This is a genomic window from Duganella dendranthematis, assembly GCF_012849375.1.
GTDB classification, from domain to species: domain Bacteria; phylum Pseudomonadota; class Gammaproteobacteria; order Burkholderiales; family Burkholderiaceae_D; genus Rugamonas; species Rugamonas dendranthematis.
In genome coordinates, this window is sequence record NZ_CP051684.1 from 2,129,133 (window position 1) to 2,147,240 (window position 18,108).

Genomic DNA, 18,108 nt, shown 5'->3' on the forward strand with positions numbered 1-18,108 from the left:
CCCCGGACGGGGTCAGACCCTTAAGCGGTCACGCCAGCGTCGTGGCAAAAGCGTGCGGGGTAAATGCAGCCAACGATACAGTAGCGGCAACACCAGCAACGTCAGCGCAGTCGAGGACAGTATCCCCCCGATCACCACCGTGGCCAGGGGACGCTGTACCTCCGCCCCGGTGCCGGTGGCAATCGCCATCGGCACAAACCCCAGCGACGCCACCAACGCCGTCATCAACACCGGCCGCAAGCGCGCCAACGCGCCTTCCCGCACCGCCTCCTCGACACCGCGTCCCTCCTCACGCAGCTTGCGGATCGCCGACACCAGCACCAGCCCATTCAGCACCGCCACGCCGGACAACGCGATAAACCCCACCGCTGCCGATATCGACAACGGTATGCCGCGCATCGCCAACGCCGCCACCCCACCGGTCAACGCGAATGGAATCCCGCTAAACACCAGCAGCCCATCCTTCAAATTGCCGAACATGGCAAACAGCAGCAGCATCACCAACCCCAACGCCGCCGGCACCACAATCCGCAAGCGCTGCGACGCCGACTGCAACTGCTCGAACTGCCCGCCCCACGTAGTCCAGTAGCCGGCCGGGATTTTCACCTGCTGCAAACGCTGCTCCGCCTCGTCCACGAACGATCCCATATCCCGCCCGCGCACATTGGCACTGATGACCACCCGGCGCTTGCCGTTCTCGCGGCTAATCTGGTTCGGCCCCGGCGCGATAGTGAAGTTCGCCACTTCACCGAGCGGAATGAAATTGCCGGAACCGGCCAGCGGCAACGGCAAGCGCTTCACCGCCTCCAGATCGCTGCGCAGCACATCCGGCAACCGCACCACGATGTCAAAGCGCCGGTCCCCCTCAAACATCGTGCCCGCGTCCTTGCCGCCGATGGCGGTCGCCACCACCTCCTGCACATCGCTGACATTGAGGCCGTAACGCGCCGTCTTTGCGCGGTCGATCTCCACCGTCAGCACCGGAAGGCCGCTGGTCTGCTCCACTTTGACCTCCTGCGCGCCGTCAACCTTGGCCAGCATGGCCGCGATGCGCGCCGCAGTGGCGTTCAGCACCGCATCGTCATCGCCAAACAGCTTGACCGCGACATCGCTGCGCACGCCCGAAATCAACTCATTGAAGCGCAGCTGGATAGGCTGCGAAAACTCATAGGCATTACCCGGCAACTGCGCCACCGATGCCTGTATCGCCGCCAGCAATTCTGCATGCGACTTCTTCGGCTTGGGCCATTGCGCCTCCGGCTTGAGCATGATGTAACCATCCGAGATATTCGGCGGCATCGGGTCGGACGCGATTTCCGCCGTGCCGGTGCGGGCGAACACGCGCTCGATCTCGGGGAACTGGCGCGTCAAGGTCGACTCCACCTGCTTCTGCATTTCCACCGACTGCGTCAGACTGGTGCCGGGAATGCGCAAGGCCTGCATGGCGATATCGCCCTCGTTGAGGGACGGCACGAATTCGCTTCCCATGCGCGTCGCCATCAGCAGCGACAGCGCCACCGCGATGCCGGCGAACGACAGCACCACCGGCGCGTTGCCCAGCGCGCGTTCCAGCAGCATTTCGTACCCGAGGTTGATGCGCGGCGTGTGCTTTTCCACCACGCTGTCGCCGATGAACAGCGCCACCGCCGCCGGTATAAACGTCACCGACAGGATCATCGCGCCCGCGAGCGCCATCACCACCGTCAAGGCCATCGGGTGGAACATGCGGCCTTCGACGCCGGTCAGCGCGAAGATCGGCAGGTACACCACCATGATGATCAGCTGCCCAAACAGCAGCGGCCTGCGCGACTCCTTTGCCGCAGCGAAGACTTCATCGAATTTCTCCGCGCGCGTTAGCGGCCGGCCGAGCGTGACTTGCGCATGCGCCAATCGCCGCACGCAGTTCTCGACAATGACGACCGCACCATCGACAATGATGCCGAAGTCCAGCGCGCCGAGGCTCAGCAGGTTGGCGCTGACCTTGCCCGCCACCATGCCGCTGAAGGTGAACAGCATCGCCAGCGGAATCACCATGGCGGTGATCAGCGCCGCGCGCAGGTTGCCGAGGAAGAGGAACAACACCGCGATCACCAGCACCGCGCCTTCCAGCAGGTTTTTCTTCACGGTGCCGATGGCTTTATCCACCAGCGTGGTGCGGTCGTACACAGTGACCGCCTGCACGCCGGCCGGCAGGCTGCGGTTGATGACAGCCATCTGCTTGTCCACCGCTTGCGACACGGCGCGGCTATTCTGCCCGATCAGCATGAAGACGGTGCCCAGCACCACTTCGCGGCCATTCTCGGTGGCGGCGCCGGTGCGCAGTTCACGGCCAATATCGACATCGGCGACGTCGCGCACGCGCACCGGCACACCATCCACGCTGCGCAGCACGATGTTGCGGATGTCTTCCAGCGACTTCACCTGGCCCGGCGCGCGTACCAGGAGCTGCTCGCCGCGTTTTTCGATGTAGCCGGCGCCGGCGTTACCGTTGTTGCGTTCCAGCGCCAGCACCACGTCCTGCAAGGTCAAACCATAGGAAGCGAGACGCTGCGGCTGCGGCGCCACCTGGTATTCCTTGGCGTAGCCACCGATGGAATTGATCTCGGTGACGCCGGCCACATTGCGCAGCTGCGGCTTAACGATCCAGTCCTGGATTTCGCGCAGATCGGTCGGCGTGTAGGGTGTGCCGTCGGCCTTCTTCGCATCTGGCTTCGCTTCCACCGTCCACAGGTAAATTTCACCGAGGCCGCTGGAGGTGGGTCCCATGGCCGGCGTGATCCCGGCCGGCAGCTGCGCGCGCGCTTCCTGCAACCGTTCGCTGACCATCTGGCGCGCGAAGTAGATGTCGGTGCCGTCCTTGAACACCACCGTGATCTGCGACAGCCCATAGCGCGACAGTGATCGTGTTTGCTCGATGCGCGGCAGGCCGGCCAGCACCGTCTCCAGCGGCACGGTAACGCGCTGCTCGGTCTCCAGCGGCGAGTAGCCGGCTGCCGCCGTGTTGATCTGCACCTGCACGTTGGTGATGTCCGGCACGGCGTCAATCGGCAGCTTGCCATAGCTGACGACGCCCAGCGCCGCCATCGCGGCCACCATCAGCAGAACCAGCCAGCGCTGGTCGATGGCGTAGCGGATAAGTCGTTCAAACATGGTCGTCTCCCGCCTCAATGTTCATGTTCCGCGCCGTCCTTGCCCAGTTCCGCCTTCAGCACGTAGCTGTTGGCGGCGGCGTAGACAGCGCCTGCGGACAGGCCTTGCAGGATTTCGGTCAGCTTGCCGTCGCTGCGGCCCGGCTTTACCGGCTGGGCCACGAAGCCTTGCCTGGTGCGCACGAAGACGGCAGGCTGGCCATCCACCGTTTGCAGCGCGCCTGAAGCCACGGTGACGGCGGCCTCGCTCAGGCCCGACTGCACGTCGACATTGACGAACAGGCCCGGACGCCAGGCGCGCTGCGGATTGGCCAGCGCCACGCGGGCGTTGGCGGTGCGGGTTTGTTCACCCAACAACGATCCGACGTAACTGATCTTGCCGCTGGCCTGCGCGTCGAACGCCGAGGCGCGCACGATGACGCTTTCGCCGACACGCACGCGGTTCAGGTCTTGCGCCGGCACGGCGAAATCGGCCCACACGGTGGACAGGTCGGAGATGGTGAAGACGTTGGCGTCTTCCTTGATCGCCTCGCCGAGCGCGAGGTGCTTTTCCATCACCACGCCGTCGAACGGTGCACGCAGTTGCAGTTGGTTGAGCTGCGAGCCTGCCGCCGCGCCAGCACCCAGCACACTCAGTTTTTGCTTGGCGTTTTGGACAGCGATGTCGGCTTCGTTCATCGCCTGGCGGGCTTGTAGGTAGTCCTGTTCTGCCGAGATCTTGTCTTGCCACAGTTTGCGTTCGCGTTCCAGCGTGGTGCTGGCCAGCGTCAGCCGGCGTTGTGCGGACAGCAGTTCGCTACGCTGTTCAGACAGTGCGCTGCTGGCGATGACCGCCAGCAGCTGTCCGCGCTTGACGGTCTGGCCCAGCTCCGCGTGCACGGCCACCACCACGCCGGCCAGCTTGGGCACCACGTGCGCGGTGCGGTCTTCGTTGAAGCGGATCTCTCCTGGCAGCGTGAGGATGGTGCTGATCTGCGCCGGCGCAGCAGTCGCCAGCACGATGCCGGACGCCTTGACCTGCGCCTCGCTCAGCGCGATGGTCTCGGGCGCGGCGCTGGCAGCATCCCCGTGCGCCGCGCTGGCCGGCGCCTTGGCATCGGCATTGGCATCAGCGTGCGCGTCGCCACACGGCTTGAGAATAAACGCCGCCAGCAGCAGCGAGATGACCGCCATGACGGCGATGATAATAGTCTGCTTCTTACTCATATTCTGCTCCGGTCAAACGCAAGATGGCGGCCTGCGCGCGATGCGCATCGGCCAGCGTGGTGAGGTAGTGGGACTGTGCCTGCAACAGCGTGCGCTGCGCATCCAGCACGTCGAGGAAGCCGAACTTGCCGTACTCGAAGCCAGTACTGGCCGCGTCATACGCACTCTGCGCGCCCGGCAGAATCTCGCCCTGCAAAGCCAGCGCCTGCGCACGCGCCGACGCATATTCTTCCCGCGCCTGCACCAGCTCCGCCTCCAGCCGCGAGGCCGTCGCTGTCACCCCATCCCGCGCCTGATCGACACGCCGTGCCGAAGCCAGTACCGCCCCCTGATTACGATCGAACAGCGGCAACGGCACCGACACGCCAAACACCGCCTGCGTGCGCCCCAGTTCCTCCGAGCGCTTGCTACCGATCGTCAGCGCCACGTCCGGCGCGCGGCGCGACAACTCCACCTGTGCCGCCGCCTGCCGCTGCGCCAGCTCCGACTGCGCCACCTGCATCGCCGGCGCCTGCACCAGTAACGCACGCTGCGCCGCCAGCGACGGCAATTCCGGCAACGTCGCCATCTCGCCAGAAGCCTGCGCAAAGCACGGCGCCGGATTGCTCCACAACGCCGCCAGCCGCGCACGCGCCGTCGCCAGCGCGCCATGCGCCCGTATCAAGTCCAGCTTGACGGTGGCCGCAGCCACTTGCGCGCGCGTCTCCTCCACCGGCGACACCTTGCCGGCCACCACCCGCCGTGCGGTCGCACCGGCTGCGCGCTGCGCCAGCTCCGACGCCTGCTGCGCCAGACGCAATTGCTCCTGCGCCGCCAGCACCGCAAACCACGCCGCCGCCGTATCAGCGCGCACCTCGGCCCGACGCTGCACCAGCAACGCCGCCACACCCTCGCGTCCACGCTGCGCCGCCTGCATGCGCGCCGCGCGTTTGCCGCCCAGCTCCAGCGGCTGGCTCAGTTGCAAAGTGGTTTCGCGGGTATCACGGCGCGTATCAACGCGCTCCACGCTCAGGGAGGGATTGGGCAGCAAGCCAGCCTGCTGCACCACGCCGTCTTCCGCCAGTAGCGCATGCCGCGCCGCCGCCAGATCGGCATGAGAGGTATCCGCCAGCGCCAGCGCTGCGGACAGCGTCAACGGCGCGCACGGCTCCACCACGGCCTGCGCGTACGCAGGCCACGCCGCTAACCATAGCGGCAAAAATATCTTGACCATCGAATTCTCCGAGTTAACAGAACAGGAATTCGACGAGACGTGAAAGGAAAAAGATCAGGCCTCGCCGCGTTAAGCGACGAGCATCCAATTGGGCCGTGGCGGCCCATCGGCAATATAGGAGTGATAGCGCGGCACGCCCGCTGGCGCAAACACGGCGGCCGGCGCCACCGTCATCAGCGGCTCGGCGGCCGGTACCGAGGCCTGCACCGCATGATGACAAACCTCGCAATCGCCATGCTTGGACGGCTTGCTGTGGTCCGTGTCATCGTCGGACTGCGCCTGGTGCTGATGGCCATGGTGGCCGAAGTGCGACACCTTGTTCTCTTCGTGCTGGCAATAGACGGCCGCCATCGACCAGGCGTACTGGATCGGCAGGATCGTCAACAGCAGGATGAGCAGGATTTTTTTCACACCGCATTGTAGCAGCCTGCCGAGCCATCAGCTTTTCCGCATCAGCCATAATATTTTTAGCTGGAAGCGCTGCCAGCGCCGTTGCGTAACAAGCTTGTCATATCCGCTCTTTACCCTGTGGCCTTTTTCCAACTCCCCACCGACAACGGATACCGATATGCACCTGCTTCCTGCCCGCCCCCTGATCCTGGCCCTGAGCATTGCCGCCGCGCTGAGCGCCTGCGGTGGCTCTTCCAACGACGAGCCGCTGGTCATTCCAGCCGCGCCCGCCGACCAGGGCGCAGCGGAAAGCGTCGCCTTGCCGACCGCCACCGCGTTTGTTGACACCATCGCCACCAACCAGCGCGGCGACGCCCGCTACGCGACGCTCGACACCAACGCCGGCGTGCGCATCCTGGGCGGCTTCCTGAGCATCTGGAAACCGCTGACGCAAATCGTCGACGCCGGCGTGACCGCGCCAGCCAATGGCGCCTTCCCGGCCGTGGTCGCATCGACCTGGTCCGGCGTACCGGGCGACGGCACGCCGGACGGCACCGTGCTCAACGCCACCGTACACCAGGCCAACATCGACTACGTGGTCAAAGCCACCACCAACCGCACCGCCGACCAGGCCGTCCAAGCGTATCTGGATGACCGCCGCGGCAAGGGTTACAGCATCACCGACGGCCTTGGACCGCTGACCAGCGCCTGGCGCGCCGCCGCCCAGCAGACCACCACCATCACCAGCGTGGCGGCCGACGCCACTACCGTGTTGTACAACGACGGCGGCAACAACACCGGCGTCGGCAGCGCCACCAACACCAGCTTCGGCAACGTGGTCGACCTGGTCAACCTGGTCGGCAACAACGCCTCTACCGAACCGGCCAAGCGCTTCTACAAATACGCCCGTCCTTACCGCTGGAGCACCAGCGTGCAGTTGCTGCCGGCGCTGGTCCCGGCCAAGAGCACCACTCCGAATACCGATGGCGGATTCACCAGCGGCCACACCGCCGAAGCGGTGCGCGACGCCGTCGCCATGGCCTACGCGGTGCCGGAACGCTATCAGGAAATGCTGAGCCGTGGCCTGGAATTGGGCGAAATGCGCATCCTGGCCGGCATGCACTCGCCGCTGGACGTGGTCAGCGGCCGCATGCTCGGCATCGCCAGCGCCGCCGCCAACCTGGCCGATCCAGCCAACGCCGCCAAGAAAGCCGCCGCCGTCACCCAGGCGCACAGCGCGCTGATGGCCGCCACCAGCACCACTGCCGATACCTTCGCCGCCTACGCGCAATCGGGCACCGTGGCCAATGACCGCTTCGCCGACTACGCCACCAACAAGGCCAACTATCTGCGCCGCAGCACCTTCGGCTTCGCGCCGATCGCCGCCACCAACGCCGCCGCCGCCGTGCCGAAAGGCGCCGAAGTGCTGCTGGAAACGCGCCAGCCCTACCTGAGCGACGCCCAGCGCCGCGTGGTGCTGAAAACCACCGCGCTGACCTCCGGCTACCCAGTAATGGACGATGCAGAAGGCTGGGGCCGTCTGAACCTGTTCGCGGCCGCCGACGGCTATGCCTCGTTCAGCGGCAACGTCACCATCGTCATGGACGCCAGCAAGGGCGGCTTCAACGCGGTGGACCGCTGGCGCAACGACATCAGCGGCGCGGGCAAGCTGGTCAAGCAAGGCACGGGCACGCTGAAACTGGCCGGCGCCAACACCTGGACCGGCGGCACCGAACTGACCGCCGGCGCACTGCAGGGCGACTCGGTGGCCGCCTTCGGCAAGGGCGACGTCTACGTCAGCGGCGGCACGCTGGTGGCCAATGCGCCGGCCGCGCTGCAAGTGACCGGCAAGTACACCCAGCTCAGCGGCAGCACCACGCTGGAACTGGATCTGGGCGGCGCAGCCGCCGGCAGCCAGGGCAGCCTGACCGTGTCCGGCACCGCCACCATCGCCGGCGGCACGCTGCGCATCAAATTCGCCAACGGCTACAAGCCGAAAGCGGGCGATGTGCTAACTGTGATCACCGCCGGCAGCCTGAAAGGCAAGTTCACCACCATCACGGTGGACGGCTTTAGCAACGTGACGCCGAACTACGGCGGCGCCACGCTGACCCTGACGCTGGGCTAAACCGAAGCCAGCTTCACGCCCGTTCGGAGTCACGCCGAACGGGCGTTTTGTTTTATAAAATCGAATGATTTGTGCAGAACATATCAATGGACTGCATGGATATGCGGTTTCATACTTTGCTTATTCGGAATTTGAATAAGGAATAAGCAATGTCAACCAAAATCCTTCCTGGACTGCTGCTGTGCGCCGTCGTCACCGCTGTCGCCTGCGGGCTGGCGCAGGCCGAGACCGCCCTGTTCGGCCGCGCCTGGCTGGAAAGCCTCGTGCTCGCCATCCTGCTGGGTACCGCGCTGCGCACGCTGACGCCCCTGTCGGCGCGCTGGGACGCCGGCATCCACTTCAGCGCCAAGACCTTGCTGGAACTGGCGGTGCTGCTGCTCGGCGCAACCGTCAGCGCCGGCGCGCTGCTGGCCAATGGCTGGATGCTGCTGACCGGTATCGCCGGCGTGGTGGGGCTGGCGATCGGCTGCAGCTACGCCATCGGCCGCCTGAGCGGCCTATCCGCCAAGCTGGCCCTGCTGATCGCCTGCGGTAACTCAATCTGCGGCAATTCCGCCATCGCCGCCGTGGCGCCGGTAATCGATGCCGATGGCGAGGACGTGGCGGCGTCGATCTCGTTCACCGCCGTGCTGGGCGTCATCGTGGTCCTGCTGCTGCCGTTGGCCATGCCGCTGCTGTCGCTGTCGGCCAGCCAGTACGGCGTGTTTGCCGGCCTCACCGTGTACGCCGTGCCGCAGGTGCTGGCCGCCACCGGCGCGGTATCGCTGACCAGTGCCCATGTCGGTACCCTGGTCAAGCTGGTGCGGGTATTGATGCTGGGGCCGGTCGTGCTGCTGCTGTCGCTGTTCGGCCCGCAGGCTGGTGACGCGCCACGTCAACGGTTGCGGCTGTCGGCGCTGGTGCCGTGGTTCATCGCCGGCTTCCTGGCGCTAATGGCGCTGCGTTCGGCCGGCCTGCTGCCGCCGGCGCTGCTGAAGCCGGCCCAGGCCGCCAGTAGCTTCCTGACCGTGATGTCGATGGCGGCGCTGGGCCTAGGCGTCGACGCCCGCAGCGTGCTGCGCGCCGGTGGCCGGGTTACCATGGTGGTCGTGCTGTCGCTGCTGGTGCTGTGCGCCATCAGCCTCGGCCTGATCCATTTTCTGCACATCGCCTAAGGAAGCTGCATGACGCTGGAACAACTGCGCATCTTCGTCGCCGTCGCCGAGCGCGAACATCTGACCCAGGCGGCGGCGGTGTTGGCGCTGACGCCCTCGGCCGTCAGCGCCGCGTTGCGCGCATTGGAAGAACGCTACGACACGCCGCTGTTCGACCGCGTCGGCCGCCGCATCGAACTAAACGATGCCGGCCGGCTGTTCCTGGCCGAGGCGCGCGCCACGCTGGCGGCGGCCCGTAACGCCGAACTGGCGCTGGCCGAGCTGGCCGGCCTGCAACGCGGCGCGGTGGCGCTGCACGCCAGCCAGACGATTGCCAGCTATTGGCTGCCGCCGTTGCTGCTGGCCTTCCACCGCCAGTATCCGCAAATCGAACTTAGCCTCACTATCGGCAACACCAGCAGCGTCGCGCAGGCGGTGCGCGACGGCGCGGCCGATCTCGGGCTGGTGGAAGACGGCGTCGATGCGCCTGAGCTGACCGCCACCGTGGTGGCGCATGACCAGTTGGTGGCGGTGGTGGCGCCCTCCCATCCGTGGGCCGATGGCCGCGCGGTGGATGCGGCGGCGCTGCTGGCGGCTGACTGGATTCTGCGCGAACCGGGTTCCGGCACGCGTTCGGCGTTTGAGACGCAGCTGGCGGCGCTGGGCGTCGCGCCAGCGCAGCTAAAGGTGGCACTGGCGCTGCCGTCCAACGAAGCGGTGCGCAGCGCCGCCATGGCCGGCGCCTATGCCACGGTGGTGTCGGAACTGGTGGTGGCGCCGCATCTGCAAGCGGGGCTGCTATGCAAGGTCAACCTCGACCTGCCGCCACGCCCCTTCTCGCTGCTGCTGCATCGGCAGCGGCCGCCCAGCCGCGCCGTCCAGGCCCTGGCGCGACTGCTCGGTTAAGCAGCTTTGGTGTCGCTGCCGACCGTCTGCGCCGACGCCAGCGCGTCCACTACCTGTTTCAGCACCAGCTCCGGCTGCGCCACCCAATCCTTGCTCAGCACGCGCAGCAAACGCCAGCCGGCGCCGGCCAGCAATCCGGGCTGCTGCAGGTAACGCTCGACCAGGTCAGCGGACGCGTAATGCGCGTCGGTATCGACCAGGATGCCGAGGCGATAGGCAGTGTCGCCGGCGTGCCGCACGCCGAGGTCGCAGCGCAGGCTGGATTCGCCGATGCCGGTATCGACCTCCCAGCCGCGCTCGAGCAAGGCGGCGCGCAGTTGCGCCACCACCGGATGCAGTTCGGCGCGGCGCTGCACGGTCACCTTGCCGCCCATCAATGCAATCACCTGGCGCGCGCCGGCCTGGTCACCCACCGACGACAGTTCGGCGAACTGCAAATACGCTTTGAGGGCGAACGCGCCCGGGTTGTAGTCGTTGCGGATATCGCTGTGCTTGATACTCGACACCAGGAACATATGCCGCTTGGCACGCGAGAACACCACGTTGAGCCGCTTCTCGCCGCCGGCGCGGTTGATCGGCCCGAAGTTCATCAGCATCTTGCGCTGGCTGTCGTAGCCGTAGCAGACACTCATGATGATCAGGTCGCGCTCGTCGCCCTGGACGTTTTCCAGGTTCTTGATGAACAGGCCGCAGAACTGGCCGTCCTCTTCGCGCTCGTAGGCCGCATCCAGCAGCGCCGAGAACGCCGGGTCCTGGCCGGCCAAGGTCTTCAGCGCCTGGATGATCTCGTCCTGCTGCGCCTCGGAGAACGCCACCACGCCCAGCGTCAGGCCGGGGCCGTGGCTGTCGTTCAGTAGCTGGCGCACCAGCTGCGCGATGTAGCCAGCCTCGGCCGGATTGCGGCGATCGCGGTACAGGCCGTCGGTCAGGTAATGGAAACTGATCGGCCGCTGCAAGGCCTGCGCCAGCGCCGGCGCCACCGCATCGCCGGCGCGCAGCGTGATCGGCAGGGCCGGCTGCACCAGCGCGTGGTCGGGGATGGTCAGCAGGCTGCCGTCGTAGAAACGGTGGTTGGAGAACGTGATCAGCGCCTCCGACCGGCTGCGGTAGTGCCATTGCAGCATGGTGGACGGCAGGCTCTTGGCGGCCTGGTTGAGGAAGCTGTCGCTGCTGAGGTCAGCCAGCAGCTCCTCATCCGCCTCGTCCGGATCGGCCTGTGTACCGAAGAAATTGGTCGGCGGCAGCTGCATCTCGTCACCCACCACGATCACCTGCGGGCCGCGGTACAGCGACGGCACCGCTTCCTCCACCGGGATCTGACTGGCCTCGTCGAAGATAACGACGTCGAAGTAATCGGCTTCCAGCGGCAGCGTGTCGGAGATCGACAGCGGGCTCATCATCCACACCGGTTTCAGGTCGCGCACCACCAGCCCGGACGGACCGGACGCCAGCTCGCGGATGGCCTTGTAGCGCATCACCTTGGAAAACTCGTTTTCCAGCTCGCGCCGGCCGGCGGTATAGGCTTTCTTGAATTCCTTCTGCACCGCGTCCAGCTGGCCGGCGCCGCTGTTGGCCAGCGCCAGCTGGGCCAGGAAGTGGTTGCGGCGTCGTTCCAGGATCACGCGGGCGTTGAGGGCCTGCAACTCGCGCAGGTGGCCGCCGAGCCGCGCGCACAACTGATCGAGCTGGACGCCGTCCTGGCGCGCCAGCGCGGCATCGTCACGGTACAGCCGCATCAGCGAGGCGCGCGCCATGGCCATCTCCAGCGCTTCCGGTTGACCCTGCCAACTGCGCGCGGCGTGAGCGAACGCCGGCGGCGTCTGCTGCAAGGCCGACAGTCCGGGCGCCACCAGCGGCAACCAGGCGCCGGCCGTCTCTCCCGCCGCCACCTCGTCCTGCAATTGCGGCAGCGTCAGGTGCTCGACATCGGTCCAGCCGGCGTCCAGCGCGCGCAAGGCGGCAGTGCACAGCGGTTCCAGCGCCAGCAAGCCCGGCAAGTCGGCGTAAGCACCGCTGCTCAGGGCGTACTGGAACAATAGCAACGCCGGCGACAAGGCGGCGCTGCGCGCGTGCAGCTGCTCGACCTGAACGCTGAAGGCGTCCACATCGTCAACCTGCCAGCTACTGTCGATCTCCGCCACGGTGGCGGCCAGTGCCGCCGCCGCGTCGTAATCCTGCTGCAGCCAGCGCAGGGCGTCGCTCCAGCGCGGCTGCACCGCATGCGCCGCCATGTCGTAATGCGACTTGAATAAGCCGCGCAGCTGCCACCAGGCCGGCTTGAGCCAGCCCAGCCACGATTGCTCGACGGCCGCCGCCTGCGGTAACGCTGCCGCCACCTCGGCGGCCGACAGCCGCACGCGCCAGTGCGCGCTCTGCGCCGCTGCCGCCTGTGCCGCCGTGTGCTGCGTCGCGTACTGCCGATGCAGCTTGAGGAAGGCCGCGCTGCGCGGCTGGCCGGCGTCCAGCAATTCCGGCAACCGGCGTTGCAGCAGCGGCCGCACCGCTTGCAGATAGGCGCCGAGCGCGCGCAGCTGCGCCACGTCGCGCCACAACTCGGGCGGCAGCCCGACCAGCGCCTGTTGCAGCTGGCGTAGCAGCGGTAGCGTCGTCTGTACTGCGGAGCGCAACGCCGCCGCCGGCTGCGGCGCCGCCAGCAGCTGTGGATGCAGGTAGCGCAACGGCAGATGCGCCAGGCATGGGTCCTGGCCCGCGTCGCGCAGCCGCGCGGCCAGCGCCAGATACACCGGGCCATGCGCGGCCCACAGCGCGTAGTCGGGCAGCGACGCGATGTCTTCCGCGCTGGCCTGGTGCGCGTCGATGCTGCCGGTCAGCTGCGCGATGCGCTGGTATAGCTGGCGCAGTGGAATGCCCAGGCTGTCGGGCGACTGCGTCATGTGGGCGGAGAATGCGGCCAGCTGCGCCTGTTCGCCGTCGGCCAGCGCCAGCAGCGCGGCACGTTCCTGCTCGGCCTGGTGCGGATCGGCCGCCGGCGCCATCCACGTTTCGTAGCAGGCCTTCAGATCCATCACGAAGGCTTTTTTGTCGCCCTGCGAATCGTGGATCATCGCGCACAACTGCTCCAGCCCGTGCTGCTGCAGCCGGTGATAGACGACGTCGATGGCGGCGCGCTTGGCGCAGACAAACATGATGCGCTTGCCGCGCGCAACGTAATCGGCGATCAGGTTGGTGATGGTCTGCGACTTGCCGGTGCCGGGCGGCCCCTGGATGATCATGCTGGCGCCGCTGCGCGCGTGGGCGATGGCGCGCGCCTGGGTCGGGTCCTGCGGCACCACGGTAAACTGCTCGCCCAGCGACGGCGCCGGCGCCGATTCGGCAAAGGCACGCCGCGGCGCCAGCGAAAAGATGCCGTCGAACGCCGGGCTGGCCAGATTCTCTCGCAGCAGCGCGTTGTAGTCCTGCACCAGCGACATCTTGCGGTAATTGAAGTTGCCCAGCGTGAGCGCGCACAGATCGAATTCCCAATCGTACGGCGTGCCCGGGCGCTCCTGGTCGACCGCGTAGACTTCCTGCTCGACGGTGGCGGGTGCAGTGACAGCATCCGGCGCCGCCATGTGCAGCGGGCGCGGCTTGCCCACCACCGACGCCAGCGGCGCCGGCTGCGGCTTGACGCGGTCGAGGAACAGCTGCACGCCGAGCGGATGGTAGGCGGCGGCATCGTAGCTGTACTCGAACTCGCCGTAGCTGCGGCGACTCAGGCCACTCAGCTTCTTGCGGCGGCGCTCGAACTGGTCCAGCCGCGCGCGCGCCTGGCGGCGGATCAGCTGGATCTGCGGGCGGTCGATCTTGTGCAGCGTGATGCCCGGCTCCGACTGGCGGATCTGCTGCTCGAACTGCGCGTGGAAGTCATCCAGCGGCTGGTCGAGGTCGATGCTCTCCGGCAGCTCGATGCCATACACCTGGCGCAGTACGTGGCGCAGCACCGGATTGACTTCCGCCACCGAAGTGGTGGCCTGCAACTGGTAAGTGTCGCGCACGCCCTTCTTGCGCGTCAGCGTCACCGGCAACAGCAGCAGCGGCGTGGTGATGCGCTCATCCTTGTCTTCCTTGAAGTTATGCCAGCGCAGCATGCACACGGCCAGCCGCAGCTGCGAGAAGCCGTACTCGGCCTGATCGCGCTGGGCGCTGGCGCGGATCGTGTCCAGCTGCGCCGGCAGGAACGGCAAGTCCTCGAAGCGCAGGTATTTTTGCAGCGGAATGGCGGCCTCGCTGCAGACCTGGCGCGCCACCGCGTCATGCCAATAAAACAGTTGCTGTTCCTTGACGTTGCGCACGTCCAGCATCAAAGGGAACGAGCCCATGGTCAGGTTCAACGTCTGCTGCGACGGCTTGAAGTACAGCAGTTTGTTGCGACGCGAGACCTCAAACAGGCGGTCGCGCAGATGCGCCTGCAACTGGCGGCTGCGCTCGCCTTCGCCCGTCGCCGTTTCCGGCAACGCCGGCGGCACTTCCAGTACGCGGTAGTTGCGCAGCGTGTGCAGCGCTTCCTGCAAATCCGGCTGGCGGCGATGGCGCGACAGCTCGGTCATGCGGACGATAGTGCGCGCCCAGACCGGATTGAGGCGGTCATTCAGCGCGAACAGGTTGTGGCGGTGGGCCACAAAGCGCGCCAGGTCGTCCTCGTTGGACAGGTTGAGGCGGCAGGCCGCGCTCACCAGTACCAGGCCCAGCACGAAAATGTCAGTCAGCGGATCGTGATGGCCGAGCGTGTGTTCCCACGCCACGTAGCCCGGCAGATACTGCGGCGCCGTCAGGCCGTCGTCGCCCTGCGGCACCGCGCCGAGCACGAGGTTGCGCTGTCGCGCTTCATCCTGATACAGACGGGCGCTGACGGTGAGCGTGGTCAGCGGATCGAGCGCGGCCACTTTGGCGTCCGCCCGTTGCGGCGCACCGGCCAGGCCCTGTTCAAACCACAGCTGGTTGTAATCGAAGCGCAGGCTGGCCACGCCCTGCAGTGGCGCCACCTGGTCCTGCGCGTGCAGCGTCGCCACCTGCTCCAGCAGCGGCAGCAGCCAGGCCTGCAAGTCCTCGGTCTGCGGCGTATCGTGCAGGGTGGCGAGGAAGTCGAAAAAACTGTGGGTCGGGTTGGTCATGGGCGGTGGATATCGGTGGGGATCGTCATGGCGCGCAATCTGGCCACGGCGGTTTTCTTCAGCTTGGTTTCCTTCAGGACCGCGCGCTCGAACGCATCGGCGATGTCCAGCTGCTGGGCCAGCTGCAACGCGGCCGCCATCGGCAGTTCTTCCAGCGCCGGATCGGCGCAGGCGAAGTCGAGCAGTACGAAGGACAGGTATTCATCGAGCTGGTGCGGCTGCGGCAGGCGCACCTGGCCCACCACGCCCAGGTGGCGCTCGGCGGGCGGTTCGCCGGGCAGGAAATCGTCCCAGTAGCGCCGCGCCAGCGCGCGCACGGTTTCGCTGTTGAACCATGGCGAGGCCAGCAGACCGGCCACCACGCTGCGCGTCAGCGCGGCCACCTCGACCTGGCCGAGGATGTCGAGCGTGTCCGGCGCCAGCGCGCCGTCCAGCCATTGCGCCAGCGTGGCGTCGCAATCGGACGCACCGGCCGCATGCAGCGCCAGCGCGCGGGCCCGGATAAACGATTGCGGATGGCTGACCGCCTCGCTCACCACGCCCTCATGCGCCAGGATGCGGTCGGCCTGCTCCAGATAGCTGTCGACGTGCACCTGCTTGAGTCCGGTCTGGATCTTGACCAGGCTGGCGATGCACGGCGCGATATCCTGGCACACCTGGTAGGCGCCGCGGTCGGCATAGATTTCCATATATTGCTGGTAACGCAGCGCCGTGTGGTGCCACTCGCCGACGCCGGCCTCTTCCGCCGCAAGGCGCTCGACCAGCCGGCTGCCGATCCAGTACCTGCCGCCGTCACGCTGCCACAGCTCGTAATGCGCCAGCTCGTGGCCGATCACGGCTTGCAGTTCGGCCGCGTCCAGCAGTTCCAGTACCGGGCCGCTGAACACGATATGGGCCGCCTGGTCCTCGATCAGGATCGCCACATTGGGCTGGCTGTCATGCTGGGCCTGGTACAGCGCCACCTCGGGCGCAATGCCGAGCCGCTGCGCCGCCAGCGCCACGGCGGCATGTAGCGCAGCGTGCGCTTCGCGGCTCAGCTGGTAGGTGGTCTTGAGCAAGTGCAGGCGCAGCTCGGGGTCGTGCTGCTGGCGGCTGGCGGCGATCCATTGCCACAGTTCCGGCTCCCGCCGCTCCAGGTAGTCGCAAACGGCGAGGTGATAAGTAGTCGGTTCCAATGGGCACGGGCGCTGGTTGAACAGCCTTCATCATAAGGCATTCTTGCCACGCCTGTAGCGTGCTAGGGCGCCGGTTTGGCGGCCGGCGTCTTCACCAGCTGGCTGGTATCGAAACCCTGGCGGGTCAGGCGATCGACCAGCGCCTCGTAGGCCGCCGGCGACACGGTCGGCGTACGCGCCAGGATCCACAGGTATTCGCGGCGCGGCTCGCCGACGGCGGCCAGTTGGTACCCGTCAGCGATATCGAGCACCCAGTAGTCAGCCCACACCATCGGCAGGAACGACAGCCAGGCCGGCGCAAAGCGCACCTGCAGCTTGGGCGAAGTGGCGGCGCCGACCTGGCGCGCCTCGGCGGTGGCTTCGATCATGTCGCCGCCGGCGGTCTGGCAGCGGTTGACCACCTGCACCTTGCCGTCCTTCTGCAAGGCATACGTGGCGGTGGTGGCGGCAACGCACTTGCGCTGGAAGGAATTGGGGAACTTGGCGATCTCGTGCCAGGTACCCATGTAGCGCGGTACATCCAGTGCGGCGATGGTGGCCAGCGGCGCCTCGGCGGCCAGCGCACCGCCACAGCACAGCGCCAGGGCGGCGGCGGACAGTAAAGTTTTCATGCGGCTATCCCATCGGTGAAACCGTCATGGTAATCGGTTTGGGCCGGCCGGGGCGCACGCCGGCCGGGCCCCCGCGCCAGGACGATCAGCCGGCGGCCAGCGCGGCGTCGAATTCGCCGGCGCGGTCGAGCTTGACCAGATCGTCATAGCCGCCGATGTGGCGCGCGCCGAAGAAAATCTGCGGCACCGTGCGGCGGCCGCTGCGCGTCATCATCTCCTGCATCGCCTGCGGGTCGCTGCCGGCATCGATCTCGTTGACGGTCACGCCTTTGCCGGCCAACAGCCGTTTGGCCATGCTGCAATAGCCGCAAATCGGGCTGGTATAAATGGTTACTTGAGTCATGATGTCCTCCTGATTGATGGACACAGTATGCACCAGGCGGGCGCAACGGACCATGCTCGCAAGCTGCAGCATTTTGCTTATTCGTCGCACGGGGAAGGCGGTATGATAGGCAACATCGATCACCTGCCGACCTCGCCATGAACCAAGCCGAACTCGATCTCTTCAACGACAAGCTCGACGCCCACGCCAAGGAGGTGGAACGTTTTCACGGCGAAGTGGCGAACGTCACGCGGCAGATCGCCAACTGCGACAAGCTGGTGCGGCTGGCGAATGCCGGCCTGAGCCAGATTGACAGCAAGATTGCAGAAGCGGTGCGGGTCGGCGCCGACGCGCAGCACATCGCCGACCGCGCCGCCGTCGAGGCCAGCGCTGCGGCTACCCATGCGACCCAGGCGGCGGTCAGCGACATGATCGCGCGGCTGGCGGAAGCCACCGAGGCGGCGCGCAAGACCAGCCTGTCGCTGAACCTGCTGCAATTCAAGACTGGCGGCTGGATCGCCGTCTACACGGTGCTGGTGCTGCTGTGCTGCATGGCCACCGGCGCCCTGACCAGCTGGGCGCTGCGTGGCCAGGCGTTGACGCCCGAACAAGCCCACTACGTCGAGCTGGGTAAGGCCCACGAAGCCCTGCTGGCCAACGCCAGCGACAAAGAACTCAAGCAACTCAACGCCATCCGCAACCGCGACAAACCCGGGGTCAGTTCTTCCAAACGTACACAAGCCCAGCAGTAGGTGTCACTACGG

Annotated in this window: 12 protein-coding genes; 4 read left to right on the top strand and 8 right to left on the bottom strand. The window is 66.7% G+C overall.

All coding sequences use genetic code 11. From position 1 onward, the window contains the following. Nucleotides 1-12: 12 nt before the first annotated feature. The 4 genes from HH213_RS09770 to HH213_RS09785 all read right to left on the bottom strand — a co-directional run bounded on the left by HH213_RS09770 (nucleotide 13) and on the right by HH213_RS09785 (nucleotide 5,979). Nucleotides 13-3,150 carry an efflux RND transporter permease subunit gene (locus HH213_RS09770; protein ID WP_169112126.1) on the bottom strand — a complete coding sequence of 1,046 codons (3,138 nt, stop codon included), beginning with the start codon at nucleotides 3,148-3,150 and terminating at the stop codon, nucleotides 13-15. 14 nt (nucleotides 3,151-3,164) lie between these two features. Beyond that, nucleotides 3,165-4,355, bottom strand: a complete 1,191-nt coding sequence (locus HH213_RS09775; protein WP_169112127.1) for an efflux RND transporter periplasmic adaptor subunit — start codon at nucleotides 4,353-4,355, stop codon at nucleotides 3,165-3,167. After that, entirely contained in the window at nucleotides 4,348-5,568 is a 1,221-nt protein-coding gene (locus HH213_RS09780) for a TolC family protein (protein WP_169112128.1), read from the bottom strand. The genes HH213_RS09775 and HH213_RS09780 overlap by 8 nt, the downstream gene beginning before the upstream one ends. 69 nt (nucleotides 5,569-5,637) lie before the next feature. Continuing rightward, nucleotides 5,638-5,979, bottom strand: a complete 342-nt coding sequence (locus HH213_RS09785) for a DUF2946 family protein (protein WP_169112129.1) — start codon at nucleotides 5,977-5,979, stop codon at nucleotides 5,638-5,640. Nucleotides 5,980-6,136: 157 nt separating this feature from the next. On the opposite strand from HH213_RS09785, the gene HH213_RS09790 reads away from it, so the two are divergent. From HH213_RS09790 to HH213_RS09800, 3 genes are all read left to right on the top strand, one after another. Next, on the top strand, nucleotides 6,137-8,086 hold the full coding sequence (locus tag HH213_RS09790) for a phosphatase PAP2 family protein (protein WP_169112130.1): 1,950 nt from the start codon (nucleotides 6,137-6,139) through the stop codon (nucleotides 8,084-8,086). A gap of 149 nt (nucleotides 8,087-8,235) precedes the next feature. Continuing rightward, the gene (locus tag HH213_RS09795) at nucleotides 8,236-9,240 is read left to right on the top strand and encodes a YeiH family protein (protein WP_169112131.1); all 1,005 of its coding nucleotides are present in this window, start codon (nucleotides 8,236-8,238) and stop codon (nucleotides 9,238-9,240) included. Between the two features lie 9 nt (nucleotides 9,241-9,249). After that, complete coding sequence (locus tag HH213_RS09800) at nucleotides 9,250-10,125, top strand: LysR family transcriptional regulator (protein WP_169112132.1); 876 nt, start codon at nucleotides 9,250-9,252, stop codon at nucleotides 10,123-10,125. Here HH213_RS09800 and HH213_RS09805 read toward each other — a convergent pair. From HH213_RS09805 to grxC, 4 genes are all read right to left on the bottom strand, one after another. Further along, nucleotides 10,122-15,236, bottom strand: a complete 5,115-nt coding sequence (locus HH213_RS09805) for an AAA domain-containing protein (RefSeq protein ID WP_169112133.1) — start codon at nucleotides 15,234-15,236, stop codon at nucleotides 10,122-10,124. The genes HH213_RS09800 and HH213_RS09805 overlap by 4 nt on opposite strands. Beyond that, nucleotides 15,233-16,411: a M48 family metalloprotease gene (locus HH213_RS09810; protein ID WP_169112134.1), complete on the bottom strand. Its 1,179-nt coding sequence runs from the start codon at nucleotides 16,409-16,411 to the stop codon at nucleotides 15,233-15,235. The genes HH213_RS09805 and HH213_RS09810 overlap by 4 nt, the downstream gene beginning before the upstream one ends. A 62-nt stretch (nucleotides 16,412-16,473) precedes the next feature. Continuing rightward, nucleotides 16,474-17,022, bottom strand: coding sequence for a lipocalin family protein (locus tag HH213_RS09815; RefSeq protein WP_169112135.1), 549 nt, complete (start codon nucleotides 17,020-17,022; stop codon nucleotides 16,474-16,476). Nucleotides 17,023-17,107: 85 nt separating this feature from the next. Further along, nucleotides 17,108-17,365 (bottom strand): glutaredoxin 3, encoded by a 258-nt coding sequence (gene grxC / locus HH213_RS09820; protein ID WP_110846647.1) that lies wholly within the window; start codon nucleotides 17,363-17,365, stop codon nucleotides 17,108-17,110. Nucleotides 17,366-17,502: 137 nt separating this feature from the next. Here grxC and HH213_RS09825 point away from each other — a divergent pair, with 137 nt between their 5' ends. Then, nucleotides 17,503-18,096, top strand: coding sequence for a hypothetical protein (locus tag HH213_RS09825; protein WP_169112136.1), 594 nt, complete (start codon nucleotides 17,503-17,505; stop codon nucleotides 18,094-18,096). Nucleotides 18,097-18,108: the final 12 nt, after the last annotated feature.